Source organism: Aliiroseovarius sp. S2029 (genome assembly GCF_023195575.1).
In the GTDB taxonomy this organism is placed as follows: Bacteria; Pseudomonadota; Alphaproteobacteria; order Rhodobacterales; family Rhodobacteraceae; genus Aliiroseovarius; species Aliiroseovarius zhejiangensis.
In genome coordinates, this window is record NZ_JALPQE010000007.1 from 31,472 (window position 1) to 56,840 (window position 25,369).

31 protein-coding genes are annotated in these 25,369 nt (G+C 62.1%); 12 read left to right on the plus strand and 19 right to left on the minus strand.

Features of this window, described 5'->3' with window-relative positions; all coding sequences use genetic code 11:
• Nucleotides 1–28: 28 nt before the first annotated feature.
• The 4 genes from MUY21_RS13850 (at nt 29) to rnhA (ending at nt 2,697) form a co-directional block, all read left to right on the plus strand.
• Entirely contained in the window at nt 29–589 is a 561-nt protein-coding gene (locus MUY21_RS13850) for an NYN domain-containing protein (RefSeq protein WP_248410936.1), read from the plus strand.
• Nucleotides 590–717: 128 nt separating this feature from the next.
• Nucleotides 718–1,668, plus strand: a complete 951-nt coding sequence (gene ispH, locus MUY21_RS13855; RefSeq protein WP_248410937.1) for a 4-hydroxy-3-methylbut-2-enyl diphosphate reductase — start codon at nt 718–720, stop codon at nt 1,666–1,668.
• Entirely contained in the window at nt 1,665–2,252 is a 588-nt protein-coding gene (locus tag MUY21_RS13860; protein WP_248410938.1) for a class I SAM-dependent methyltransferase, read from the plus strand. The genes ispH and MUY21_RS13860 overlap by 4 nt, the downstream gene beginning before the upstream one ends.
• Nucleotides 2,245–2,697, plus strand: a complete 453-nt coding sequence (rnhA, locus tag MUY21_RS13865) for a ribonuclease HI (RefSeq protein WP_248410939.1) — start codon at nt 2,245–2,247, stop codon at nt 2,695–2,697. The genes MUY21_RS13860 and rnhA overlap by 8 nt, the downstream gene beginning before the upstream one ends.
• Before the next feature lie 5 nt (nt 2,698–2,702).
• On the opposite strand, the gene MUY21_RS13870 is transcribed toward rnhA, so the two are convergent.
• The 5 genes from MUY21_RS13870 to def (MUY21_RS13890) form a co-directional block, all read right to left on the minus strand.
• A complete protein-coding gene (locus MUY21_RS13870; RefSeq protein ID WP_248410940.1) occupies nt 2,703–3,365 on the minus strand; it encodes a hypothetical protein in 663 nt (220 codons plus the stop codon).
• Between the two features lie 86 nt (nt 3,366–3,451).
• Nucleotides 3,452–3,694 (minus strand): GlsB/YeaQ/YmgE family stress response membrane protein, encoded by a 243-nt coding sequence (locus tag MUY21_RS13875; RefSeq protein ID WP_248410941.1) that lies wholly within the window; start codon nt 3,692–3,694, stop codon nt 3,452–3,454.
• 38 nt (nt 3,695–3,732) lie between these two features.
• Complete coding sequence (fmt, locus tag MUY21_RS13880; protein ID WP_248410942.1) at nt 3,733–4,632, minus strand: methionyl-tRNA formyltransferase; 900 nt, start codon at nt 4,630–4,632, stop codon at nt 3,733–3,735.
• Nucleotides 4,629–5,126, minus strand: a complete 498-nt coding sequence (gene def, locus MUY21_RS13885) for a peptide deformylase (RefSeq protein ID WP_248410943.1) — start codon at nt 5,124–5,126, stop codon at nt 4,629–4,631. The genes fmt and def (MUY21_RS13885) overlap by 4 nt, the downstream gene beginning before the upstream one ends.
• Nucleotides 5,123–5,644, minus strand: a complete 522-nt coding sequence (def, locus tag MUY21_RS13890) for a peptide deformylase (protein ID WP_248410944.1) — start codon at nt 5,642–5,644, stop codon at nt 5,123–5,125. Before def (MUY21_RS13890) ends, def (MUY21_RS13885) begins: the two co-directional genes overlap by 4 nt.
• A gap of 137 nt (nt 5,645–5,781) precedes the next feature.
• On the opposite strand from def (MUY21_RS13890), the gene MUY21_RS13895 reads away from it, so the two are divergent.
• Together MUY21_RS13895 and MUY21_RS13900 are read left to right on the plus strand one after the other, a co-directional pair.
• On the plus strand, nt 5,782–6,954 hold the full coding sequence (locus tag MUY21_RS13895) for a PatB family C-S lyase (protein WP_248410945.1): 1,173 nt from the start codon (nt 5,782–5,784) through the stop codon (nt 6,952–6,954).
• Nucleotides 6,955–7,041: 87 nt separating this feature from the next.
• Nucleotides 7,042–7,584, plus strand: coding sequence for a L,D-transpeptidase family protein (locus tag MUY21_RS13900; protein WP_248410946.1), 543 nt, complete (start codon nt 7,042–7,044; stop codon nt 7,582–7,584).
• A 9-nt stretch (nt 7,585–7,593) separates the two neighbouring features.
• On the opposite strand, the gene MUY21_RS13905 is transcribed toward MUY21_RS13900, so the two are convergent.
• The 10 genes from MUY21_RS13905 to MUY21_RS13950 form a co-directional block, all read right to left on the minus strand.
• Nucleotides 7,594–7,956: a hypothetical protein gene (locus tag MUY21_RS13905; RefSeq protein WP_248410947.1), complete on the minus strand. Its 363-nt coding sequence runs from the start codon at nt 7,954–7,956 to the stop codon at nt 7,594–7,596.
• 85 nt (nt 7,957–8,041) lie between these two features.
• Nucleotides 8,042–9,496: a deoxyribodipyrimidine photo-lyase gene (locus MUY21_RS13910; RefSeq protein ID WP_248410948.1), complete on the minus strand. Its 1,455-nt coding sequence runs from the start codon at nt 9,494–9,496 to the stop codon at nt 8,042–8,044.
• A gap of 58 nt (nt 9,497–9,554) precedes the next feature.
• Complete coding sequence (cobM, locus tag MUY21_RS13915; RefSeq protein WP_248410949.1) at nt 9,555–10,346, minus strand: precorrin-4 C(11)-methyltransferase; 792 nt, start codon at nt 10,344–10,346, stop codon at nt 9,555–9,557.
• A complete protein-coding gene (cobJ, locus tag MUY21_RS13920; protein ID WP_248410950.1) occupies nt 10,343–12,142 on the minus strand; it encodes a precorrin-3B C(17)-methyltransferase in 1,800 nt (599 codons plus the stop codon). Before cobJ ends, cobM begins: the two co-directional genes overlap by 4 nt.
• The gene (gene cobI / locus MUY21_RS13925) at nt 12,133–12,834 is read right to left on the minus strand and encodes a precorrin-2 C(20)-methyltransferase (RefSeq protein WP_248410951.1); all 702 of its coding nucleotides are present in this window, start codon (nt 12,832–12,834) and stop codon (nt 12,133–12,135) included. Before cobI ends, cobJ begins: the two co-directional genes overlap by 10 nt.
• Complete coding sequence (gene cbiE, locus MUY21_RS13930) at nt 12,831–14,030, minus strand: precorrin-6y C5,15-methyltransferase (decarboxylating) subunit CbiE (protein ID WP_248410952.1); 1,200 nt, start codon at nt 14,028–14,030, stop codon at nt 12,831–12,833. The genes cobI and cbiE overlap by 4 nt, the downstream gene beginning before the upstream one ends.
• Nucleotides 14,027–14,719: a precorrin-8X methylmutase gene (locus MUY21_RS13935; RefSeq protein WP_248410953.1), complete on the minus strand. Its 693-nt coding sequence runs from the start codon at nt 14,717–14,719 to the stop codon at nt 14,027–14,029. The genes cbiE and MUY21_RS13935 overlap by 4 nt, the downstream gene beginning before the upstream one ends.
• Nucleotides 14,716–15,927, minus strand: coding sequence for a sirohydrochlorin chelatase (locus MUY21_RS13940; protein WP_248410954.1), 1,212 nt, complete (start codon nt 15,925–15,927; stop codon nt 14,716–14,718). The genes MUY21_RS13935 and MUY21_RS13940 overlap by 4 nt, the downstream gene beginning before the upstream one ends.
• A 3-nt stretch (nt 15,928–15,930) precedes the next feature.
• Nucleotides 15,931–16,164 (minus strand): DUF6732 family protein, encoded by a 234-nt coding sequence (locus tag MUY21_RS13945; protein ID WP_248410955.1) that lies wholly within the window; start codon nt 16,162–16,164, stop codon nt 15,931–15,933.
• 233 nt (nt 16,165–16,397) lie between these two features.
• Complete coding sequence (locus MUY21_RS13950) at nt 16,398–17,225, minus strand: protein-disulfide reductase DsbD domain-containing protein (RefSeq protein ID WP_248410956.1); 828 nt, start codon at nt 17,223–17,225, stop codon at nt 16,398–16,400.
• Nucleotides 17,226–17,341: 116 nt separating this feature from the next.
• Between MUY21_RS13950 and MUY21_RS13955 the strand changes: the two genes are divergently transcribed.
• Complete coding sequence (locus tag MUY21_RS13955; protein ID WP_248410957.1) at nt 17,342–17,932, plus strand: YqgE/AlgH family protein; 591 nt, start codon at nt 17,342–17,344, stop codon at nt 17,930–17,932.
• A gap of 120 nt (nt 17,933–18,052) precedes the next feature.
• Here the strand turns inward: MUY21_RS13955 and MUY21_RS13960 are convergent, their stop codons facing one another.
• Nucleotides 18,053–19,009: an L-threonylcarbamoyladenylate synthase gene (locus MUY21_RS13960; protein ID WP_248410958.1), complete on the minus strand. Its 957-nt coding sequence runs from the start codon at nt 19,007–19,009 to the stop codon at nt 18,053–18,055.
• Nucleotides 19,010–19,116: 107 nt separating this feature from the next.
• Between MUY21_RS13960 and MUY21_RS13965 the strand changes: the two genes are divergently transcribed.
• The gene (locus MUY21_RS13965) at nt 19,117–20,838 is read left to right on the plus strand and encodes an acyl-CoA dehydrogenase (protein ID WP_248410959.1); all 1,722 of its coding nucleotides are present in this window, start codon (nt 19,117–19,119) and stop codon (nt 20,836–20,838) included.
• Nucleotides 20,835–21,878 (plus strand): MBL fold metallo-hydrolase, encoded by a 1,044-nt coding sequence (locus MUY21_RS13970; RefSeq protein ID WP_248410960.1) that lies wholly within the window; start codon nt 20,835–20,837, stop codon nt 21,876–21,878. Before MUY21_RS13965 ends, MUY21_RS13970 begins: the two co-directional genes overlap by 4 nt.
• On the opposite strand, the gene MUY21_RS13975 is transcribed toward MUY21_RS13970, so the two are convergent.
• Nucleotides 21,875–22,825, minus strand: a complete 951-nt coding sequence (locus tag MUY21_RS13975) for an NAD(P)-dependent oxidoreductase (protein ID WP_248411050.1) — start codon at nt 22,823–22,825, stop codon at nt 21,875–21,877. The two genes, MUY21_RS13970 and MUY21_RS13975, sit on opposite strands and share 4 nt — an antisense overlap.
• Before the next feature lie 154 nt (nt 22,826–22,979).
• On the opposite strand from MUY21_RS13975, the gene MUY21_RS13980 reads away from it, so the two are divergent.
• The 3 genes from MUY21_RS13980 (at nt 22,980) to MUY21_RS13990 (ending at nt 24,287) form a co-directional block, all read left to right on the plus strand.
• Nucleotides 22,980–23,441, plus strand: a complete 462-nt coding sequence (locus MUY21_RS13980; RefSeq protein WP_248410961.1) for a DUF6173 family protein — start codon at nt 22,980–22,982, stop codon at nt 23,439–23,441.
• A gap of 81 nt (nt 23,442–23,522) precedes the next feature.
• Nucleotides 23,523–23,657: an aa3-type cytochrome c oxidase subunit IV gene (locus MUY21_RS13985; RefSeq protein WP_191287226.1), complete on the plus strand. Its 135-nt coding sequence runs from the start codon at nt 23,523–23,525 to the stop codon at nt 23,655–23,657.
• Between the two features lie 33 nt (nt 23,658–23,690).
• On the plus strand, nt 23,691–24,287 hold the full coding sequence (locus tag MUY21_RS13990; RefSeq protein ID WP_248410962.1) for a hypothetical protein: 597 nt from the start codon (nt 23,691–23,693) through the stop codon (nt 24,285–24,287).
• 9 nt (nt 24,288–24,296) lie between these two features.
• Here MUY21_RS13990 and MUY21_RS13995 read toward each other — a convergent pair whose 3' ends face one another.
• Together MUY21_RS13995 and MUY21_RS14000 are read right to left on the minus strand one after the other, a co-directional pair.
• A complete protein-coding gene (locus MUY21_RS13995) occupies nt 24,297–24,626 on the minus strand; it encodes an AzlD domain-containing protein (RefSeq protein WP_191287130.1) in 330 nt (109 codons plus the stop codon).
• A complete protein-coding gene (locus tag MUY21_RS14000) occupies nt 24,623–25,336 on the minus strand; it encodes an AzlC family ABC transporter permease (protein ID WP_248410963.1) in 714 nt (237 codons plus the stop codon). Before MUY21_RS14000 ends, MUY21_RS13995 begins: the two co-directional genes overlap by 4 nt.
• Nucleotides 25,337–25,369 lie beyond the last annotated feature (33 nt).

Sequence of the window (25,369 nt, forward strand, 5' to 3'; positions counted from 1 at the left end):
CGGCGAAGCGAATTGGAAAGGAATTATTATGTTCTATCGGGACGAACGGCTTGCGCTGTTCATTGATGGTTCGAACCTTTACGCGGCCGCCAAATCGCTGGGCTTCGACATCGACTACAAACTTCTTCGCCAGGAATTCATGCGTCGGGGCAAACTGCTTCGTGCATTTTACTACACCGCCCTTCTGGAAAACGAGGAATATTCGCCCATCCGCCCACTGGTGGATTGGCTGAACTATAACGGCTTCTCGATGGTGACGAAGCCGGCCAAGGAATACACCGACTCGATGGGGCGGCGGAAGGTCAAGGGCAACATGGATATCGAACTGACCGTCGATGCGCTGGAGCTTGCCCCGCATATTGACCATGCCGTTCTCTTTTCGGGCGATGGCGATTTCCGCCCGCTGATCGAAGCGTTGCAGCGTCAGGGTGTGCGGGTATCGGTCGTGTCCACGATCCGCAGCCAACCCCCGATGATCGCGGACGAACTGCGTCGTCAGGCTGACAATTTCATCGAACTTGAAGAGCTGAAAGACGTGATCGGGCGTCCGCCACGCGACTTTGACCGGCCCGAGCGGTCTGAGGAATGATCGCGTCAACGAGTTCGTGATTGAAGGGCCGGGGCGCGCTCCCGGCCTTTTGCATTTCCGTGTCGGGCACGCTTCCGACTGGACCTTGCCGCCTAAAATGCGTACCCCTCCCCACATCGGAGGATGCCATGACCAAGCCTGCTCTTACTCTTTACCTTGCCGCGCCGAACGGGTTTTGCGCGGGCGTGGATCGCGCCATCAAGATCGTCGAAATGGCGGTCGAGAAATGGGGGCCGCCGATCTATGTGCGCCACGAGATCGTGCATAACAAATTCGTCGTCGATGGATTGCGCGCCAAAGGTGCCGTCTTTGTCGAAGAGCTGGACGAGGTGCCGGACGACCGCCCGGTGATCTTTTCGGCCCACGGGGTCGCCAAGGCGGTGCCGGCTGAGGCCAACCGCCGCCAGATGGTCTATGTCGATGCGACCTGCCCCCTTGTGTCAAAGGTCCATATCGAGGCCGAGCGCCATCATCAGAACGGCCTGCAAATGGTGATGATTGGCCATGCAGGCCACCCCGAAACCATCGGCACGATGGGGCAATTGCCGGAAGGCGAAGTTCTGTTGGTCGAAACCGCAGAAGATGTCGCCACCCTGACCCCGCGCGACCCCGAACGGCTGGCCTACATCACCCAGACCACCCTGTCGGTGGATGACACGGCGGGCATCGTTGCCGCGCTCCGCGCCCGCTTCCCGCAGATCATCGGCCCGCATAAGGAAGACATCTGTTACGCGACCACCAACCGGCAAGAGGCCGTGAAGGCCGTCGCCCCCAAGGTCGACGCGCTTCTAGTGATCGGTGCGCCCAACAGCTCGAACTCCCGCCGGTTGGTCGAGGTGGCTCGCGCAAATGGCTGCGACTACGCCATGCTTGTCCAACGGGCGAACGAGATCGACTGGCGCGCCATTGACGGCATTCAGACTGTCGGCCTGACCGCGGGTGCGTCCGCGCCGCAGGTGCTGGTGGACGAAGTGATCGACGCCTTCCGCGATCGTTACGACGTCACCGTTGAACGGGTGGAAACCGCACAAGAGAATGTTGAATTCAAGGTGCCCCGCGTCCTGCGCGAACCCGCATGACCGAAGACAAAAAGACGCTTTCTGTATATGACGCCGAGGCCGACGCTTATGAAAAGCGTGTGGCCGAAAAATCGTCCCCCGGCCTCCGCGCGTTTCTGAAGCACTTATCGGCAAATTCTCATGTGCTTGATCTGGGCTGCGGGCCCGGCCTGTCCGCTGTCGCGATGCAGACCGCCGGTCACATTGTTGATGCTGTCGATGGATCAGCCGCAATGGTGGCACGCGCCTGTGCAAACGGCGTTCCCGCCCGACAGGCACTGTTTTCCGAGATCGACACAACCAATCAATATGACGGGATATGGGCCAATTTCAGCTTGCTGCACCTGCCCCGCTCAGAGTTCAAACCCACACTGGCCCGGTTGCATACAACCCTTCGCGCCGGTGGGCTCTTTCACATTGGTATGAAACTGGGTAAAGGCGAGGGCCGCGACCGGCTGGAGCGTTTCTATACTTACTACCAGCCGGACGAACTTGAGGCTGCATTGACAGAAAGCGGGTTCACCCCCCTGTCTCGCACCCATGGTTCGGGGCGTGGGTTGGAAGGTTTGATTTCAGACTGGATGGTGGTGTTGGCCCATGGCTGAGTTTTTTGCATACACAGATGGCGCGTGTTCCGGCAATCCCGGCCCCGGCGGTTGGGGGGCTTTGCTGCAGGCCCATGAAAACGGTCGCGTGATCAAGGAACGCGAGCTGAAGGGCGGCGCGGCCGAGACCACCAACAACCAGATGGAGCTGATGGCTGCCATCATGGCGCTGGAAACCCTTGGCAAACCCTGTGCGATCACGGTCGTGACCGACAGCGCCTATGTGAAGAACGGCGTGACAGGCTGGATTCACGGCTGGAAGCGGAACGGCTGGCGGACCTCATCGAAGAAGCCCGTGAAGAACGTCGAGCTTTGGCAACGGTTGGACGAAGCTCAGGCCCGTCATCAGGTGACATGGAAATGGGTCAAGGGCCACGCCGGGCATCCGGAAAACGAACGCGCCGATGAACTGGCCCGCGCGGGCATGGCCCCGTTCAAACGCTGACCGGATCAGAATTCCAACCAGATCCCCGCCGCGACTTCGTGCTTCATCGCGCCTTCCAGCGCAGAGCGCCACTCAAGTTGCAGGTGCTTGCCCTGCACGTACTCCCACGCCACAGAGGGGGTCAGGTCGACCTGAGCGCCAGCATCCATTCTGGTCACATCCAACGCCACCATCGTCATCAGGCGCGGGTTCGGCTTCACACCGATCTGGGCAAATGCGCTGTAATCCACCCGTTCCCCAAGGATCGAGGCATTGGCCGCCAGTTCCATATCCAGCCACCCCGGACCGATCGCGGTATCGAACCCGCGGCCAAGGTGAAGCGATGGCACGGCCTGGGGGTCATCTTCGGCGCCTTCGACAGCGAAACCAACGGCCTTCCGCCATGGCCCGCCATCATCGGGCACATGCCAGCGCGCAAACGCCCTCATCCGCGCGATGTCCCGGTCCGCCACCGCATAATCCAGCTTGCCGCCAATGGTCCACCGATCCGACACCCCGTATTCGCCATAGATGCTGACAGTGGGCGCATCATCGGGCGCATCAACGACTTGCCGCACATGACCCGAGACGAATCCCTCACCTTTTTCGCGCGGCCAGACTCCTGCGTGGGCCGGATCGCCAAGGACGACCAGAAGGGCCAGAGCAAGGAGGACAAACCAGTGATACATGATCACCAGCTTGGCGACGATTGGTTAATCAAAGATTAAGAAAACCCTGCAAAATAAGGACGTTTCGCCACGAAACCGCGTTGCTTCTATTTGCGCCGTCCACTGTACCACTGCCAGACCCAGATCAGGAATATCGCCCCGACGACAGCGCCGACAAAGCCAAACGCCATGCCGCCGAGCATCGCAATGGATCGCAAGACAAAACCCCCAATCAGCGCCCCTGCGACGCCGATTGCAATCGTGGTCGGCACATCAGTGCGCAAATCCATGATCCGCGTCGCCAGAAACCCGGCGGCCGCTCCGAATATGATCAGCATGATAACCGGCATGGTTGGAATATGGGCGTGAAAGGGCCGGATTGTAAGGGCTATTTCACCATCGCGGGCATGTCGAAACCGCGCAGGAAGTCCTGGGCTTCCATCGCGCGTTTGCCGGGGCGTTGGGCGCGCAGCACCTCGACCGCGCCATCCCCACAGGCGATGGTCAGACCATCCAGAACCTGACCCGGTGCGCCCGCGCCATCCGCGCTGCGCGAGGCCAGAAGTTTCACCTGCTCGCCTCCCATATCGCATTTCGCACCCGGGAAAGGCGACAGACCGCGAATCAGGCGATCCACCTCGATGGCCGGGCGGGTCCAGTCGATCTGCGCCTCGGCCTTGTCGATCTTGTGGGCATAGGTCACGCCCTCGTCCGGTTGCGGCACGGGGGTCAGGTCGGGCAAGCGGTCCAGTGCCTGCACAATCAGGCGTGCACCCATGGCGGACAGCCGGTCGTGCAACCCGGCAGTGGTTTCCTCGGCGCCGATGGGTGTCGCCTCACGCAGCAGCACAGGGCCAGTGTCCAACCCGGCCTCCATCCGCATGATGCAGACGCCGGTTTCCGCGTCGCCCGCCATGATCGCGCGATGGATCGGCGCGGCCCCGCGCCAGCGTGGCAACAGCGAGGCGTGGATGTTCAGGCAGCCGTGCTTGGGCGCATCAAGCACCGCCTGTGGCAGGATCAGCCCATAGGCCACGACAACGGCGACATCAGCATTTAGCGCAGCGAACGCCGCTTGTTCATCGGCTCCCTTCAGCGATACTGGGTGGCGCACCTTCAACCCAAGGGCTTCGGCGCGAGCATGGACCGGACCGGGGCGGTCTTTCTTGCCGCGACCGGCGGGACGGGGCGGCTGGCAATAGACGGCGGCAACCTCGTGCCCGGCCTCCACCAGCGCCTCAAGCACCGGCACCGAGAAATCGGGCGAGCCCATGAACACCAGTCTCATCGCGCCAGTTTCCTTGCCTTCTTGATCAGCATGTCGCGTTTCACCTTGGACAGGTGGTCAAAATACATCCGCCCGTTCAGATGGTCGATCTGGTGCTGAACCGAGGTCGCCCAGATGCCGACGAAATCCTGTTCCTGCTCTGCACTGTCTTCGTTAAGAAACCGTACCGTCACCGCACGCGGGCGGCTGATCACGGCCGAGACACCGGGCAGGTTGGGGCTGGCTTCTTCATGGTCGCGAAATTCGATGGACCGGTGCAGGATCTCCGGGTTCGCCATCCTGACCGCCTTGCCGCGTTCGTCGGACGCATCCACCACCGCCAAGCGTTGCATGATACCAAGCTGCGGCGCGGCAAGACCAACGCCGGGCATGGCGTCCATTGCCTCGATCATCTCGTCCCAGATCGCGCGGGTGTCGTCCGTCACCTCGGCCACCGGATCAGCCGCCGTGCGCAGGCATTTATGCGGATATCTCAGATACGGGCGGTGGGTCACATCCGCGCCATTTCACGTTTCAGCTTTTGCATCTTTCGGGTGATCATCTGCCGCTTGAGCGGCTTCAGATAGTCGATGAACAGCTTGCCGTTCAGGTGATCAATCTCGTGCTGCACACAGGTCGCCCACAGCCCGTCAAAATCTCGCTCTTGCACGTTCCCGTCACGGTCGACCCAACGGACCGAGACCTCTTTCGGGCGTGTCACCTCGGCAAACTGCTCGGGGATCGACAGGCAGCCTTCCTCATAGGTGTTCAACTCGTCCGAGGACAGGATGACCTCGGGGTTGAACATGATCATGGGTTGCGGTGGCTCGTCTTCGTCCCGCACACAATCCATCACGATCAGCCGGGTCAAGACGCCGACCTGTGGCGCGGCCAGACCGATGCCCGGCGCGTCATACATGGTTTCCAGCATGTCGTCAGCCAGTTGTCGCAAGTCATCCGACAGGTCGGGGACTGCGTCGGCAACCTTCTTGAGGCGCGGATCGGGATGGATCAGGATCGGTTTAATGCTCATGCGGTGGATTTAGGCCATGGGTGGCCCTTGCGCAATGGGGGCGTGTCACGATGCCACCAAACCTGTCGCCGCGCTGACGGCAACGCGACTTGCGCCTGCCGCCCAAAACGCTACCGTGCCACCAGAAAGGAGACCCCATGAGCTTCGACAAGATCATCGACCGCCGCGGCACCCATTCATCGAAATGGGACAAGATGGAGAAACTGTTTGGCGTCTCGCCAGACGATGGGCTGGCCATGTGGACCGCCGACAGCGATTATCCCACTGCGCCCTGCGTCATTGACGCCGTAAGGCGCGCCGCAGACCATGGTGTCTTTGGCTATTCCTGGGAGCACCCGGAATACCGCAACGCGGTCGCATGGTGGATGCTGACCCGCCACGGATGGGAGGTAGATCCGGATTGGGTTCTGACCAGTCAGGGGTTGGGTAACGCGATTGCCCTGTGCTTAAATGTCTGGAGCGAACCGGGGGACGGGGTCGTGATCTTCACGCCCGTTTATCACGAGTTCGCGATAAAAGTTCGCAAGAACAACCGGCAGGTGGTGGAATGCCCTCTTGCCCTGAACGGCGACCGGTACGAACTGGATCTGGACGACGCGCAGTCACGCCTGACGGGCAATGAAAAGGTTCTGCTCTGGTGTTCGCCACAGAACCCCTCGGGCCGGGTCTGGACCGAAGACGAGCTGCGGGCCGTGGCCGCGTTTGCCGACCGCAACGGGTTGTTGCTGGTGGCCGATGAAATCCACCACGATCTGGTCTATCCCGGAAACACCTTCGTTCCGATGGCAGTTGCCGCGCCCGATGCAGTGTCGCGGATGGTGACGCTGACGGCGGCGTCAAAGACGTTCAACATCGCGGGTCAGCGCACAGGAAACATGATCATTCCCGACGACAGGCTCCGGGCGGATATGTACAACCAATTGAACAAGCTTGACTATGCGCCTGGCATGATTGCCGTTGCGATGATCACCGCCGCTTATTCACCTGACGGCGCGAAATGGGTGGATGCGCAGATCGCCCATCTAGCGCGCAACAAGGCGGTGTTTGATGAAGGGATCAACAGCATTCCGGGCTTGTCCTCGATGCCCCTGCAAGCCACCTATCTGGCCTGGGTGGATTTTTCGGGCACCGGCATGTCACATGATGAGGTCACGGCGCGCATTCGTGATGATGCGAAAATCGCGGTCAGCCCCGGCCCGGCCTTCGGCATCGGCGGCGACGGCTTCCAGCGGTTCAACCTGGCCACGCAAGGCGCGCGCGTCGAAGAGGCCGTCGCCCGCATGAAACGGGCGTTCAGCGACCTTCAATAGTATTTCAACCGGCAGAGAACCGCCCAGCGCGAATCCCTGCCGAAGTTCTGGCTTGATCCCATCACGCGCTTGGCACAGATGCGCGACATGACCCGATTGGCGCATTTCTTCTCCAGGCTCACCCTTCTGGCCCTTGTCGGGCTGTTGGGCTTCATCCTGTGGGACCGCTATACGCCGCCAGCACCGCCCACAACGCTGGAGCCGATCATCGGTCAGATCGACCGCATCGTGATCGAGAAATCAGAGCGGCGGATGGTGGTGTTTCAGGGCGACACACCTGTACGCACCTATAACATCGCACTGGGCTTCGCGCCCGCGGGCGACAAGGTGCTGGAAGGGGATGGCAAGACCCCGGAAGGCCGGTTCACGATCGACCGGCGCAACGAGCAGAGCGCGTTTCACCTGTCGCTGGGGCTTGACTATCCGTTGCCCGAAGACCAGGCGCGCGCCCGCGCCGACGGGGTTGATCCGGGCGGCGACATTTTCATCCACGGACAACCGAACCGGCGCAAATCCCCCGACCCGATCCTGATGGATTGGACCAATGGTTGCATCGCCGTGTCCAACGCCGAAATCGAGGAATTGTGGGCCGTGACCCCCATCGGAACGCCGGTCGAGATCAGGCCCTGACCCCTGCGGTCACGAAGTCTGGATCTGCTCTTCAATCAGGGCGACCGGCGCGTTTTCTTCGCGGGCGAAATCCAGCGGGGCTTTGTCATGGGCTTCGGCCCGCCATTTAAACTCGTACTTCATCTGGCCGTTATCTTCTTCGGACGCAATGATCAGACACTGGTACAGGTGGCGCGACCCGTCATACAGGTCCACCAGCCCGCGCAGGTGGGGGGCGCGTTCGGCATCAAGGGCAAAGCCGCCGTCCCAGAAATCGAGGATCGGAAAGACCTCTTCGTTGAAGCGTATGCGCAGCCTGCTTTTCTTCTTGAGGTCCTTCTTGCGGGCTGCGTCCAGCCCTTCGCGCACCTCTTTCGGCAAGTATTCCAGCATGTTCCACCTCCAAAACCCGGCCCATGATGCCACGGAATGTGTATCGGTCAAGTGAAGGTTTTTTGCGACGATCTGGCGGGTTGGATCACTCCGCGCCGACGCTCAGCCCTTCGAACGCGTCCAAAGCCGCCTTGCGGGCGGTGGCATGATCCACCATCGGGGCGGGATAGGTGTCGCCCAATACGACGCCCGCATCCTCCAGCACATCGTCCGGCGCGGTCCACGGCGCGGCCAGGTATTTGTCGGGAAGGCCCGCGATCTCGGGCACGTATTTGCGGATATAATCCCCGTTGGAGTCAAACTTTTCAGCCTGTGTCATCGGATTGAACACCCGGAAATAGGGGGCCGCATCGGCACCACAGCCTGCCACCCATTGCCAACTGGCCGCGTTCGAGGCCAGATCGCCATCCACCAGCGTATCCCAGAACCAGTCGCGCCCGGCCCGCCAGTCGATCCGCAGATGTTTCACCAGGAATGACGCGACCACCATGCGCACCCGGTTGTGCATGTAGCCGGTCTGCCAAAGCTCACGCATCCCCGCGTCAACGATGGGATAACCGGTTTGCCCTTTCTGCCACGCGGTCAGGTCGTCCTTGTCATAGCGCCACGGGAAGTCGCGGAACTTGGGTTGGAACTCGCAATCCTCGAAATTGCGGTTATGAAACAGAAGATAGGCTGCAAAGTCGCGCCAGCCCAGTTCGGCGCGAAATTTCTCGGCATCGCGGCCGGACATCTGGCCCAGATGCTCGGCCCGGTCCAGCGCCGCCCAGATCTGGCGCGGGCTGATATTGCCGGACTGCAGGTAGGGCGACAGGCGCGAGGTATGCGGTTCTGCCGGGAAATCGCGCCCCTTGGCATAGCCCTGCGCGCCCTCCTCCAGAAAGGCATCCAGCCGCGCCCATGCGCCTTCCTCGCCGGGCTGCCACAAGGGTTCAAACCCCTTCGCCCAGTTGGGCACGGTCGGCGGAAGGTCGAACTCTCCCAGCGGCACCGAGGGAAGATGAGCACCGAAGCTGATCTTCTTGGGAGTTGGCAGAGGATCACCCAAACCGGTCGCGCGGATGTCTTCGCGGCAGGCGCGCCAGAAGGGCGAAAACACCTTGAACGGCGTGCCGGATTTGGTGGTCACGCGCCATGGCTCAAGCAGATAGCGGCCGGGATGGCTGTGCACGGTGCAGCCCTGAGCGGTCAGGTCGGCCTTCAACGTCGTGTCTGCGGCCACTTCATCGGGGGTGTATCGACGGCTCCAATAGATATGTTTGGCGCCAGTTTCATCGCGCAGCCTCGTCAGCTCGTCGAATGTGGTGCCGTGGCGCAGCACCAGTTGCCCGCCTTGATCCGCCACCTGTTCTGACAATGCCGCCAAGGCATGATGCAGCCACCACTTGCGCGCGCCGCCCGGCGGATAGGGCGCGTCCGGGTCCAGAATGAACGCGCAGGTCAGGCGATGCCCGGCCTGCACCGCAGCCGTCAGAGCGGGGTGATCCGACAGGCGCAGATCGTCCCGGAACAACAATAGTGCCGCGTCGTTGTCGCTCATCCCGTCACCTTGTGCTTGTTGGCGTCACCAAAATATACGACCCAAAGCGCCGGATGGATCAGGTATTGTGGTCTTCCACCAGATCGACGCCAACCACCGGACGCAGCACATGCGGCTTGGCAGGATCATAAAGCGCGCTGTCCTTGAAATCGCGCCCACGATCCAGCGCGGGACCAACGAGGATCAGCGCGGTACGGGTGATTTTCTCGGCGCGCACTTTCTTGCGGATGTCAGCGATGGTGCCGCGAATGAACATCTCGTCCGGCCAGCCGACGCGATAGGCCACGACCGCCGGGCAATCCGCGCCATAGTAAGGCGTCAGCACCCGTTCGATTTCACGCATGTTGCGCACCGCAAGGTGGATCGCCAGTGTCGCGCCGGTTTTGGCGAAGTTTTCCAGAGTTTCGCCCTCGGGCATCGAGGTCGATTGCATCGACATCCGCGTCAGCACGATGGATTGCGCAATTTCAGGAATGGTCAGTTCCTGCCCCAACGCAGCGGCGGCGGCGGCATAGGCAGGCACGCCGGGGATGACCTGATAGTCGATGCCGTCGGCCTTCAAGCGGCGGATTTGCTCGGCAATTGCACCATAAAGCGACGGGTCGCCGGAATGCACCCGCGCAACGTCTTCGCCCCGCGCGTGGGCGGCTTTGATTTCCGCGTGGGTGTCATCCAGCGTCATGGCTGCGGTGTCCATGACCTTGGCCCCGTCGGGCGCGCAAGCGACAACCTGCGGCGGCACCAGAGATCCTGCGTAAAGGCACACCGGACATTCGCCGATGATACGCTGCGCTTTCAGGGTCAAGAGCTCGGGATCGCCGGGGCCTGCGCCGATGAAATAGACGGTCATGACAGATCTCCATCAATGCGGCGGGCATAGCCGCGTGGGGTGAACATGCGGGGGCCTTCGCCCAACTGCGCAAGGCGGGAGTTTGACGAGCCGACCAGCACGACGGTCAGCATGTCGACCTCGTCGACTTCAAGTTCGGATAGCTTGCGATAGCGGATATGTTCCGTGGGACGACCCAGATTGGATGCCAGCATCACCGGCGTATCGGAGGGACGGTGCTTCAGCAGAATGTCCCGCGCCTCGGCCAGCAGGGTGCGGCGTTTCTTCGATACGGGGTTGTAAAAGGCGATCACGAAATCCCCTTCGGCGGCGGCATGAAGGCGCTTCACGATATCCTCACGATGGGTCAGAAGATCCGACAGGGAGATGGCGCAGAAATCATGGCCCAAGGGCGCCCCGGCCCGCGCGGCGGCCCCTTGCAGGGCCGAGACACCGGGGGTCGAGACAACTTCGACTCGACGCGCGGCATCCGTCACGCCTTTTTCTTCTTCGGTCCGATCCAGAAGCTCATAAACCAGCGCGCCCATCGCATAGATGCCCGCATCCCCCGAGCAGACCAGCGCCACGTTCTTGCCCTTGCTTGCCTGTTCCAGCGCGTAACGGCAGCGGTCTTCCTCGCCACCCAGCGGGAAGTCGGAACGGGTCTTGCCTGCCGCCAACGGCCCGATCAGGTCGATATAGAGACCATAGCCCACCAGTTCTTCAGCCTCTTGCAGCAGACGACTCGCCTCCGGCGTGCGCCACGTGTGCTGGCCCGGCCCGATTGAAACGATCGAGAGCTTGCCACGCGACCGACCGGGCATCTTGGTGATCGGGTCGGGCGCGCGAGCAATGGCGCAGGTGGTGTTGGCAGTTTTCACCTTCGGCACGACCAGTTCGGCGTCGGGTCCCGCAGCCGCCAGTGCGGCCCCTTCGGACACACCGTGGCACCCAACTTCGGCGAACACCACGTCGGACGGGTTGGCCAGCCGGGCGGTCTGAGCTTCCAGTTCGGCGGCGGTGAACACGCGGAAGGGCACGCCCAAGCGGCGGGCCAAATGGGTCATTGCAAGCTCGTCCGCCTTCAGGTCCAGCGAGGTCACGCAGGCAATCGCTTCGGGCGCGATATTTGCGGCGGCGAGCTGCTTGGACACGTTCTGCCACAGCTCTTCCGGGTCGGCATTGCGCGCACAACCCACGCCCAGTGCGTAACGCTGCGGGTGATAGGCAAGCCGGGTCGGCCCCGTATCAACCGGCGCTTCGGTCACAGCCAGTTCGACCGCGCCGCCCGTATCCTCGATATCAAAAATATTCTCACCCGTGACCGAGACCCCGGCACCTGACAAGAGTTCCGCCATCGCCTCTTTCGCGTCTTGGGGATTGGCGAGGCGATAGCCCAAGGGCGGCTCGTCCAGCGCGACCCCCAGCGACACGTCCCCTGCCGTGGTAACGGCAGCGGTCGCGCCAATCTCGGCCGCGATCCGGTTGGCCAAACGGTTCGCGCCGCGATGCCCACCCAGAAGCGGCACCACGACCGATCCGTCATCGGCCACCGAGACTACGGGTGGCTCGGTCGTCTTGTCAGCCAGAAGCGGGGCAACGGCACGGATCAGGATACCGGCTGCGCAGACGCCGACAACGGGCGTGCCCGCAGCAAACAGCATCCGCACGTGATCCAGCGCATTGGGGAAGAACGTATCCGCCTTTTTAACGCGACCTTCGCGCCCATGCACCTGAGCCCCCAAGAGGGTTGCGACCCGATGGGCCAGTTTTTCACCTGATTTGTTCAGGCAAATTACAACAGGCGTCACAGCCATGGATCATTTCCTTTCGCAAGAAGGATCATCGAGAAATAGGGGGCTTTTTCGGGCGCATCGGCCAAGGGCAGCACGACCTCTTCCGGCAGCGAGGCGCGTTCGACATAGGTGGCTTTGTCAACCAATCCCAATTCTTCGATCACGCCGCGGATTTTGGGCAGATGGCGTCCGACTTTCATGATCGCCACGCTTTCTGCCCCTTCGATGCGCGCGCGCAGTTCATCTTCGGGCAGCGGGCCGGGCAGGATCGTCAGACGTTCGTTGCGTGCCACCAAGGGGCTGCGGGCGCGGGCGGCGCAGGCCGTAACGGATGTGACACCCGGCACGATCTCGGTCCGGAACCGATCGGCCAGCCGCGCGAACAAATACATGAAGGATCCATAGAAAAACGGGTCGCCTTCGCACAGCACCACCACGTCATCCCCGGCTTCCAGCCGTGCGGCGATCTTGGCGGCACCCGCGTCATATGCCTTTTGTGCAGGCGCACGTTCGACGGTCATCGGGATGTCCATTGCGATCTCGTCCGCGTCCTTGGCGATCAGATGCGCAGCAATCGAGCGGGCAAAACTGTCGCCGCCTTCCAGCGTCGGAAAGGCGACCACTTTGGCAGATCCAATCAGTCGCGCGGCCCTGAGCGTCATCAGGTCGGGGTCGCCCGGCCCAAGGCCCACACCGTAAAGCGTTCCGCTCATCTTTTGATCAGGCTCCACTGTGTGACGGGGCGCAGCGGTTTCCAGCCGGAATGGGGCCCGAGTGGCTCGGCGCGTTCAACGGACAGCTTCACCAATTGACCCCCATGTTTTTGATGCAGGGCGGTCAGGCACATCTCGCTTTCGATTGTGACAGCGTTGGCCACCAACCGGCCCAACGGTTTCAACGCCGCCCAGGCCGCATCGAACACCGGTTCCGACAGGCCACCGCCGATGAAGATCGCGTCGGGCGCCTCCAACCCGTCCAGCGCATCGGGCACCGTGCCCTCGATCAGATCCAGCTTCGGCACGCCCAGCGCCAGCGCATTCGCAGCGGCCATTGCCCGGCGGTCCGCGCGCGGTTCGATCCCGATGGCACGGGCATAGCGCGCACCGCGCATCCATTCGATGGCAATCGAGCCGCAGCCGGTGCCGATGTCCCACAAAAGCGCCCCACGCATCGGCATGAGTTTGGCCAGCGTGACCGCGCGAACCTCTTGCTTGGTCATGGTGCCGTCGCTTTGGAAAAGCTCGTCCGCCAGCCCCGGCACGCGTGGCAAAAGGGCGGCGTCCGGCGCGGCGACGCATTCAACGGCCAGCGTGTTGAACTCTGGCACGGCGTGGTTCCAGCTTTCGGCAATGCCATCAAAGCGCGCTTCGTCCTTGCCGCCCATATGGGCCAGCACGGTCATGCGCGATTTTCCGAAGCCACGTTCGGTTAGGAAGCGGGCGATCTGGCCCGGCGTTTCCGAGCCGGTGGTCAGAACAAGAAGCCGGATGTCGGGCTGGATGAAAGCGATCATCTGCTCAACCGGGCGGCCATGCACGGTCAGCGTCTCCAAGTCCGCCATCGACCAGCCCATGCGCGCGGCGGCCAATTGGAATGCGCCCACTTGCGGGTGGTAAACGATCTGCGCCGGGTCGATATGACGGCCAATTTTCGCACCGACCGAATACCAAAGCGGGTCGCCGGTTGCCAAGACAACGACACGCTTGCCGTTGCGCTTCGTCAACTCGTCTATGAGGCTGTCAAACGGCGAGGGCCAAGCGAGCCGCTCGGCATTCCCATCGATCAGGTCGTGGTGGCGCGTGCCGCCCACGATCACCTCGGCGGCGTCAACAACCGCGCGGGTGGCGGGGGTCAGCCCGGCAATGCCATCTTCGCCGATCCCGACGATGTGAAGCCACGGGGTTGTCATGCGCGCTCCTCCGGCAGTCCGGCGGCCAATGCGTTGACGGCAGCAGAGGCAATGGCAGACCCACCACGCCGCCCACGCAGGGCGACAAATTCGCAGCCGCGCGGGTTGTTTGCCAGTTCCGCCTTGCTTTCCGCAGCGCCCACAAACCCGACCGGAAAGCCAAGGATCACGGCAGGTTTGGGTGCACCTGCGTCGATCAGCTCAAGCAGGTGGAACAGGGCTGTTGGCGCGTTCCCCACAGCGACCACCGCACCTTCCAGACGGTCCAACCACAGCTCGACCGCGGCGGCGGAGCGTGTGTTGCCGATGGACTTCGCCAGTTCCGGCACAGACGGATCGTTCAACGTGACAATCACATCGTTTTCCGATGGCAGATAGCGGCGAATGATGCCCGCCCCGACCATCTCGCAATCGCAAAACACAGGCGCACCGGCCTTAAGAGCAGCGTGACCTGTTTCATAGGCGTTCGCAGAAAAGGCCAGTCGATCCGCAACTTCGACCATGCCGCAGGCGTGGATTACACGGGTCGCAAGGGCCGCCATGCCGCCGGGAAAGCGGTCCAACCGCGCCTCTTTGCGCAGGGTCGCGAAGGACTGCGCATAGATCGCGGCCGGATCGCGCTCATACCTGAGCGCGGGGCGCGTGGGAGCGGCCCCGTTGGGGCCCGAGGAGCGACCACCTTCGCTCATTTCGAACGGGCCGATTCAGGCCCATGCGGGTGATTTGCATGGGGGTATTCGGCATGCACGTGATCATGGTGATGATCGTGATGGTGATGGTGGCCGTGATGGTCGTGATCATGGTCGTGGTGATGGTGATGCCCCATATGCAGGCGGCATTCGCCGGTGCAGAAGGTGTCGCAGAACGAACAATCGGCCACGTTCGACCCCGGTGCGGACGCCCCCTGCCCTTCGACATGGTGGTGGTGGCTTTCCTGAATGGCACCGACTTCGGCTTCAAACCCCAACACCTCGACCCGGTATTTGCACATCACGCAAGTCGGGGGCGGCACGTCGGCATAGGCCGGATGCTTGGCGCGTTCTTCGACCGGAATCGTGCGGTCCTCATCACCGTCCAGTGCCAAAACCTGCGTGCGGTAGCCACAGGTGCCGCAGTTGGGCGGCGGTACGGTGCCAAGCTGTTCGGTGATCCGTTCGGCGAAGGTCTCCAACACCTTTGGGTGATCGTTCAGATACCCGGCCTTCACGAATTCAATCTCGGGATGAGCAGCGGCAACCTTGTCGGTGAAGCCATAAATCCGGTCGATCAGGATGCCCGAGAACAGGAAGTACGGGAACACCACGACCCGTTTGTAGCCCAGCTTGACCACGTGGTTCAGGCACGGTTCCACCAGAGGGAAGGTCACACCGGAATACCCGACCTCAAGCCAGCCGAACCCCATGCCCTCCTGCAGCAGGCGCGCCACCTTGGCGACATTGCCGTTGGCATCGGGGTCTGACGCGCCGCGGCCAATCACCACAAGACAGGTGTCTTCCAGCGGCACTTCGCCATGTTCGGCATTGGCTCGTTCGACAGCCTCGCGCACGCGATCCCCGGCGGCGGCGATCATCTTGGGGTCCACCCCCAACTCGCGGCCATAGCTGACCTCGATCCCGTGCTTCTTGGCATAGGTGTTCAGGACGGTCGGGATGTCATTTTTCGTATGCATCGCGGCGAACAGCATTCCCGGCACGGCCAGAATACGGTCACAGCCCGCTTCGCGCAGACGGTCCAGCCCGTCGCGGATCACCGGGTTGGCAAACTCCAGATAGCCATAGTCGGTCATCCAGTCCTTGGGCAGCAAAGCAGGCAGCTTTTCGGCCAGCACGGCGAACTGGTCCACCGCGTCCTGGCTGCGCGAGCCGTGGCCGCAGATCATCACACCAATCTTCGACATGGTCTATGCCTCCTGCAATTCGTCTTCGTCGGAAGTATCATCGGCGGCTTCACCTGCATCGTCGGCTTGCGACGCTTTCGCCCCCTTCAGCGCAGCCCAAAGCCCGATAGCGGCCGCCAACCCGATCAGGATCATGCCGCCGACGTGACCATGCCCGGCAATCTCTCCGATATGGCCGGGATGTGCGATGGCGGGGCCAGCCAGAAGGCCAAGGGCAAGAAGTATCAGTCGGGTCATGCAGACATCCTTTCACGCAGAATCTGGGCGCAAAGAGGCTGTCCCTTGTCATCGACGACGCTGTGTCCGATCCCCGTTGCGGGTCGATCTTCGACAGCCAACCTCTCTGGCCCCAAGGGCTTCGTCGCCCAACCGTATAGGGCGGGGTACGGGGGATCGCAACGGGAAAGGCGGCAGGATTGCGGGCAGGGGTGACCAATGACCTCAAGATCGCCAGGGCTGAGTGCCTAAAGTCAGCCGCCGGTGCAGCCGCGAATATCAACGCCGCGCCCGGCCGCCAAAACGGTCATCCGCAGGTCAGAGCGGTTCAGCAGGAACGATTTGCCGCTGCTGGGCACAAGATCGGCCACGGTGATCAGGGCGTTTCCCTGCCGCTTCGTCATGCGCGGCGACACCCAGACCGAGGGGTCGGCGGTTTCCACCACGACCACCTCGTTCGGGCCAAGCTTGGGCAAATCCATCCTGACGGTGACGCGCAGCCCGTCTTTCGTCGGCTCCACATCGCAAACCGCGCGGCGCAACCCGGCCTCGTCCGCGGTATCGGGTCGTTGGCGCAGCGCTTGCTTGATCGGTGCCTTCGACCCCGCCCCTTGTGCGGGCAGTTCAACGGCAATCTTCGCGTCCATCGGCATACAGACATCAAGGCAGACGCCCAGATTGACATTGCCGGACAGCGTGATCGGTTCATCCGCCATCTTGGGAACAAGGGTCATGGGCAACACAAGCTCGTGCGCGTAACCGATGGTTTGTACCCCGCCCGAGGTGAAGACATCCGGCACCGGCCAGTGAAACTGCACGGCAGACAGGTTTCCCGACCCCTGCCAGTTCAGGCTGGGGGGAATCCCCGCCTCGCCCGGTGCACGCCAATAGGTTTTCCAACCCTCCGCCAGCCGGATGCGCAGCGCGGCGACGTGGTGCCCGCTTGCATCCCGCCAACCGGGCAGAACGTCGATCTTGACCACGTCTTCAGGTGCAGGCGGCATTCCGCTGCCGGAAAACGCGGGCGCGGCAAAGGACGCAAGCGCGACAACAGCAGCAGATATGGCGGATTTCAGCTTCATGCCCCGATACATAAGCGCAGAGCCTTCAATGTGAAATCACATTTCAGGGAGAGAACGTTACCATTTTCCACCCATTGCATCTTGCCTTTCCCCACGGGCGGCGGTTTTCTGAACATATGAGCACGGATGACAGCATCTCTGAACCGAAGCCGATGGATCTGAGCGGCAAACTTCTGATCGCCATGCCGGGCATGGGCGATCCGCGGTTTGAACACTCGGTCGTTTTCATGTGCGCCCATTCGCCCGAAGGCGCGATGGGGTTGATCATCAACAAACCAGCCCCGGACGTGTCGCTGGGGGATGTGCTGGCGCAGTTGGACATCAATGCAGGCGCAACGACTAAGGCCGCGCATGTGTTTTTCGGCGGCCCGGTCGAAGGTGGGCGCGGGTTTGTGCTGCATACGGCGGAATATGACAACGATGCCTCGACCCTGAAAGTGGACGAAGCGTTTTCGATGACCGCAACGCGCGATATTCTGGAAGCCATGGCCAACGGTGAAGGCCCGGAAAACGCCTTGGCCGCGCTTGGCTATGCGGGCTGGTCTCCGGGGCAGTTGGAGGCCGAGATTCAGCAAAACGCCTGGCTGACCTGCGACGCCGAGAAAGCCATTGTTTTTTCCGATGACAGCGACGGGAAATGGAAGGCGGCGTTGGCGAAGCTGGGGGTTGATCCACTGCTTCTGTCAGCCGAAGGCGGTCACGCCTGATCGCCTGCTAAAGCGTTTCGCGACAAACCTGAATCACAGCTTGTCGCGAAACGCAGTGTACCGCTCATATGTTGCGCGCGTTTCGCCTTAAGTGATGTCTCAAGTTTAAGGCGAAACGCTTTAGTCACGTGGCGCCGCAGCCCGGCGCAGGCGATCATTGATCGCGCGACCAATCCCGTGATCGGGAATCGGCGACACGGCAATCGGACTGTCCCCTTCTGCGTCCAATTGGTGCAGATATCTGAACAGGTTTGCCGCCGCCTCGACCAGATCACCCGATGGTGACAAGTTCAGATCGGCGTCCACGTGACCAAATCCCAACAGGCGCTCACCGGGGCGGGTGGTTTCGGCGTTCAGGCGCAACTCTGCTTCCGGCGCATAATGTGACGATAGCTGCCCCGGCGCGGTAATCCCTGCACTGGTCTGCCGCGCGGCGATGGGGCCGCCCAGCGCAGATTCAATCGCTTCGACGGGCAGCCCACCGGGGCGCAGCAGGACCGGGGCGGGGTCAAACCCGACGATTGTGCTTTCCAACCCGACCTTGCAAGGGCCACCGTCCAGCACGGCCTCGATCCGGCCGGACAGGCCGTCCAGCACATGTTGCGCGGTCGAGGGGCTGATGCGGCCCGATGGGTTGGCCGAGGGCGCGGCGACAGGAACGCCGGCAGCCTCAAGCAACGCATGCCCCAGGGGATGTGCCGGCACCCGCACCGCCACCGTGGGAAGGCCTGCAGACACCAAGGCCGACAGGGGACCGCCAGGTTTCAGGGGCAGCACCAAGGTCAACGGGCCGGGCCAGAACGCCTGCGCCAGATCCTGCGCCGCACCCTCCAGCACGGCGATGTCGCGCACCGCGTCCGGCGATGGCACATGCACGATCAGCGGGTTGAAGCGGGGGCGCCCCTTGGCCGCGAAGATACGGGCGACCGCATGATCGTTGGTGGCATCCGCGCCAAGGCCATAAACCGTCTCGGTCGGGAAGGACACAAGGGCACCGGCACGCAGCAGTTCGGCTGCCCGCGCGACACCGCCCGCGTCACCCGGCAGGGTTTCCGTGTTCAGATCATCCTTGGTCATGACGCTGCGTTTTCCTTTGCCACCCCCCTGACCTTCGGTAATGGGGGAATAGAGGCCCAGTTAATGGCCAAACGCCCAGATGCCAAGAGATTTGCCAAGGACCGACCATGACCTATCGCGCGACAACCGACGATTTCCAGTTCCTGCTGGACCATGTCATCGGCTATGACCAACTGCCCGAAACCGAGCTGTTCGAGGATGCGACCCCCGATGTGGCCATGGCCGTCCTGACCGAAGCGGGCAAGATGTGCGAGGATATTCTGGCGCCCCTGAACCGCAACGGCGACCTGACGCCTGCCCAACTGGAAAACGGTGTGGTGCGGACGTCGCCGGGGTTTGCGGATGGCTATAAGGCGATTGCCGAAGGCGGCTGGATCGGCATGGCAGCAGACCCCGAATATGGCGGCATGGGCCTGCCCCTGACCCTGCAAACGGCGGTGAATGACATGATGTCGGCAAGCTGCCTGTCGCTGCAACTGTGCCCGTTGATGACGCAGGGCCAGATCGAAGCGCTGGAGCATCACGCCTCGGACACGCTGAAAGACCTGTATCTGCCCAAGCTGATCAGCGGTGAATGGGCGGGCACGATGAACCTGACCGAACCGCAGGCCGGGTCGGATGTGGGTGCGCTCTCGACAAAGGCCGAAGACAATGGCGATGGCACCTATGCGATCACCGGGCAGAAGATCTTTATCTCGTGGGGCGACAGCGACATCACGGACAATGTCTGCCACCTTGTTTTGGCACGTCTGCCCGATGGGGCGCCCGGCACAAAGGGGATCAGCCTGTTTCTGGTGCCGAAACTGATCCCGGACGCCGACGGCAATCCGGGCGAGCCAAACACCCTGCGCGTCGTCAGCCTTGAACACAAGATGGGTCTGCACGGCAGCCCGACCGCCGTCATGTCGTTTGAGGGCGCGAAGGGCTGGTTGGTGGGCGAGCCACACAAGGGCATGGCTGCCATGTTCACCATGATGAACAACGCCCGCATGGGTGTGGGCGTACAAGGCTATGGCGTGGGCGAACGTGCTTATCAAGAGGCGCTGGCCTATGCGTTGGAGCGCAAGCAGGGCCGCACCCCGTTGGGTGACGCGGGCACAGGCACCATCATCGACTTTGCCGATGTGCGCCGGATGCTGACCCAGATGCGAGCCGAGCTGTTCGCGGCGCGGTCGATGGCGCTGTCGCTGGCACTTGCCATTGATATGGCGCGCGCGACGGGGGACGACGACTGGACAGCGCGCGCCGCCCTTCTGACCCCCATCGTCAAGGCCTATGGCACCGAGACCGGCATCCTTGTCAGCCAGCTTGGCGTTCAGGTCCATGGCGGCATGGGGTATATCGAGGAAACCGGCGCCGCCCAGCATTCGCGCGACGTGCGTGTGACCGCCATTTACGAAGGCACCAACGGCATTCAGGCGATGGACCTTGTGGGGCGCAAGCTGATGGACGGGGGCGAGGCCGCCTTCCGCCTGCTGGACGAGATCGAAAGCCAGGCCGAAGCCGCCCGTGCCGAGTTTCCGAACATGACCGAAGCCGTCTGGTCGGCGGCAGAAGACCTGCGTGAAACCACCGAATGGATGGTCGACCAATCGGATATGCAGGATCGTTTTGCCGGGGCCGTGCCGTTCCTGATGGGCTTTGCCCGTGTGTTGGGGGCGCATTACCACCTGCGCGCTGCGATTGCCGAAGGTGGCAAAGGGCCACGGTCTGCGCTGGCCCGGTTCCACATCAACCGCCTGTTGCCGGAACACACCGCGCAGTTTGCGCAGGCGCGTGCGGGTGCGGCGGGGCTTTATGCGCTCAGCCCGGAAGATCTGGCCTCGTGAACAAACCGGTCGCAAGCCCGCTGCGCTTTCCCTTCCCCGACGCCCCCGGCGACGGCGAGGCGATCGAGGTGGCGCAAGGCGTTCTGTGGATGCGCCTGCCCCTGCCGATGGCCCTGGATCACGTCAACGTCTTCGCCTTTGACGATCCCGACGGATGGACCATCGTGGACACCGGCTTTGACACCAACAAGACACGCCGCATCTGGGACAAACTTCTGGCCGGTCCACTCGGCGGCAAACCCATCGCGCGGGTGATCGTGACCCACCATCACCCCGACCATGTGGGGCTGGCGGGGTGGTTTCAGCGCAACCACGGGGCCGAGCTTGTCACGACCCGCACCGCTTGGCTGTTTGCCCGGATGCTTCTGCTGGATGAACAAATGGTGCCAGTGGATGAAACGCTTGCCTTTTGGCGCGCGGCGGGTATGGCGCGCGAGGTGTATGAGAAACGGCTCAAGGAACGCCCCTTCAACTATGCCGACATTGTCGCCGACATGCCGCTGGGCTTCACACGCATCAAAGAGGGCAGCCGCATTCACTTTGGCGGGCGCGATTGGGACGTGCGCATCGGCAACGGCCACGCACCGGAACATGCGACGCTGTGGTCCACCGATGGCGCGCTGGTGATTGGCGGCGATCAACTTCTGGCCACGATCAGCCCCAATCTTGGCGTCTATGCCACCGAACCCGAGGCCGACCCGGTCGGTGACTGGCTGGAAGCCTGCGAACGACTGTCGCAATATGCCACCCCGGACCAGCTTGTCCTGCCGGGCCACAAACTGCCCTTCACCGGGTTGCCGACGCGGATGCGCCAACTTATCGCCAACCACCACGGCGCGCTGGACCGGCTGGAGACGTTTCTGGAAACGCCCCATGTGGCTGGTGATTGCTTCCCCCCGCTGTTCAAACGGCAGATCTCGGGCGGCGAATACGGGCTGGCGCTGGTCGAGGCGGTGGGCCACCTGAACCACCTATTGCATGAAGGGCGCGTCACGCGCACCCGCCGCGCAGATGGCGCGTGGCTTTGGCAAAAAGCCTAGCTGCGCCCGCGCGGCACCACCTCATACCCCGGTTCTTCGGGCTCATCATCCACCATCTCGGCGGGGAAGCCGGGGGCGGTGATGTCCAGTCCTGTCGCCTCTTCCAGCCTGCGAATGATGTCATCTGATTGCGCGCGGTCGCCAAAGCGCGCGATGCCGTCATTGAAAATCTCGACCATCAAGGGCGAGATTTCCAGCGGCACGCCCGCCCGGTCGGCAATCGCCTGAAACAAGCCAATGTCCTTTTTCACAAGGTCCATGGTGAAGGAAATGTCGCGCGATCCGTTCAGGATCACCTGACTTTCTGTTTCATGCACGAATGACGTGCCAGACGAGATTTTGATCGCCTCATAGGTGGTCGCAAGGTCCAGTCCGGCGGCTTTCATCGTCACCAACGCCTCGCAACAGGTCAGCAGGTTGGCGGTGGCCAGATAATTCGTCATCACCTTCAGAACCGAGGCCGAGCCAAGCGGGCCAGTGTGCAGAACCCGGCGACCCATGGTGGTCAGAAGCGGCAGCACCCGTTCAAACGTCGCCCGGTCACAGCCCGCAAAGATCGAAATGTTGCCCGTATCCGCCCGATGGCATCCGCCCGACACCGGGCAGTCGACCGCCGCGCCGCCGCGCGCGACCACCTTGGCGCCCAGGCGTTTGACCTCGGCCTCGTCGGTGGTGGACATTTCCAGCCAGATTTTGCCGGGCCGCACGTGCTCCAACATCTGGCCGACGACAGCAGTGGACGCCGCTGGCGATGGCAGGCAGGTGATAACGATGTCGCAACCCTGCATCAGATCGAAAGCGTCGTCCGCCGCCTTCGCCCCACGCGCCACGAAACCCGCAACACGGTCAGGATCAAGATCCAGAACCGTCAGATCCTTGCCGTTGCGAAGCAGACTGCCAGCCAGTTTCCCGCCGACATTTCCCAACCCTATGAAACCTATTTTCACGTTCTCATCCTTTGCTGCGTGCAGACGGGCCAGATACATGGTCAGTCCTTGCGCGGTAGTTGCAAGATCGAGACGATCTCGCGATCGTCAGGTGACGCCCCTGGATGTGTGTGCCACAAAGAGCTGAGTGAACTGTAATTCGTTGTGAGGCCAGATGGCGAAGAAAAAGCAGACCGACCGCCCCAACCCGCCCCGCGCGCATACTGCCAGGTGCAGCGAGGATGGGCCTGTTGTCGTCGACGACCAACCCTTGCCCAAGAAGGTGGCCGAAACGCCGCTGGAACAGAAAAGCCCGGCGGAATGGGCCTATGAGCGGCTGATTCTCTATATCAAGAACTTCGAGGAACAGTTGGACAATGAACACGAGGTCGCGATGGGCTTCACTGGTGGCGATGCCGGTGTGCTGCGGATCGAAGGGATCGGGTATTTCGACCCCGACGTACTGACATTCTATGGGTCGGATGGCGAAGGCATGAAAACGCAGCTGATCCAGCATGTCAGCCAGCTGTCGGTCATGTTGCGCGCCCTGCCGAAACTGGTCGAAAGCGAAGCCCCCAATCGCATTGGATTTCGCCTGGCCGCCCAGTTGGAGGAAGGTGACGCCCCCGAGGGCTGATCTGCAATCCGGCACGTGACAGACGATTACAAATCGGGTAATTGAAACTTCAACGCAGGTTTGTGAACAGGAAGACACATGATGGAAGATCACGTACACGGAACGATGGACACCAGCGAGCAGGAAAAAACCTTTGAAGGTTTTGTAAAGTTTTCAGCCCGCGCGGTGATCGCTTTCTTGGTGGTGCTGCTTCTGCTGGCGATGTTCAACGCCTGAGGCCACGGTCTGTTGTCGAGTTAGGATTTCCCGATGTTGCGATTGATCATGGCTGTGTCGCTGTTGCTGACGCTTGCAGCCTGTGGGGGCGCAGACAATGTCTGGGCCAGCGACGAGGCCGTGTCGCGCGCCAAATACCGGCATGGCGGGCCACCCACGATCACCTTGTTCACCGTGATTTCGAACAAATCCGGGGCAGGCGCTCATTCCGCGCTGCTGATCAACGGGTCCGAGCGGCTGATCTTTGATCCGGCGGGGACGTGGCATCACCCGAACCTGCCCGAACGGCATGACGTGCATTACGGCATGACCGACAAGGCGGTCGATTTCTATATCGATTACCATGCCCGCATCACCTATCACGTGGTGCGGCAGGACATCGTGGTCAGTCCGCAGGTGGCGGAAATGGCGATCCGGGCGGTCGAACGGTATGGCGCGGTGCCAAAAGCGCAATGCGCCACTTCGGTCGGGACCATTCTGCGCAGCCTGCCCGGGTTCCAGTCGGTCAAACCCTCGATGTTTCCGAAGAAGATCATGGATCAGTTCGCAGCCTTTCCGGGTGTGACCGAACGCAAATTCTATGACAACGACCCGGAAGAAAACGGCGAGATTCTGACGCGCGGCATCTGACCCGCGCCCCTATCCCAGCAGGTAAAGCAACCCGTAAAGCGTGGCGGCCCCAGACAGGATCGCGGCCAGCACATTGCGGCTGAAATACCCCACCGACAAGGTCATCAGTGCAGCACCCAGCCGGGCCGGATCGGTGACTCCGCCGGTCGCGGCGGGCCACAGGACCAGTGGGGCCACCAGCCCCGGCAACACGGCAACCGGAGTGTAACGCAAGTGGCGCAACAGCCATTCCGGCATCGGGCGATCCCCGACGATCCCAAGGAAACTGAACCGGATCAGGAAGCTGCCAATCGCTAACGCGACAATGACGATCCAGACCGTGATGTGATCCGTGATCATTGTCCCGCCTTTCGCGTCATCAGAAGCTCGACCTGCGCCCCGACGATCATCGCGCCGATGGCGGCGACCAGAAGGCCGGAACCATAGGGCATCCAGGCCATCAAAAGCGCCAGTACAACCGATGTCGTCGCGGCCGCCACATGCGCCAATGTGCGCAGGGCGGGTGCAATCATCGCCAGAAAGGTAATCGGCAGCGCAAAATCCAGCGCAAGTGACGGCGGCACCTGCGCCCCAGCCACAGCCCCCACATAGCTTGCGCCATACCAAAGCGGCGCAAGTGGCGCGACAGTCCCGATATAGTAGGCGAACCGCTCGGATACAGAAAGATCGCGCTCCATCTCGAACTTGATCTGGGACAGGGCATAGGCCTGATCCACCATGAAATAAGCAACCAACGCCCGCTTCCACATCGGAGCTTTCCCCAAATATGGGGTCAGGGACGCGCTATACATTGCCATGCGAAGGTTCACCGCCAACGCGGTCAGGATCACGATGATCGTCGGCGCATTCTCGGTCATCAACTGCACGGCGGTGAACTGCGCCGCCCCTGCAATCACCAAAACCGAAAAGCTCATCACCTCGACCACGTTCAAACCGGCTTCGGTCGCGACCACGCCAAACAGCGCAGCGAAGGGTACGATCACCAGTATGAATGGCAAAGAGTCACGCACACCGCGCAGGAAATGTCGTTTCGGGTTGGACGAAGTCATCATCGGGTCCTAAGTTGCGCACTACGCTTACGG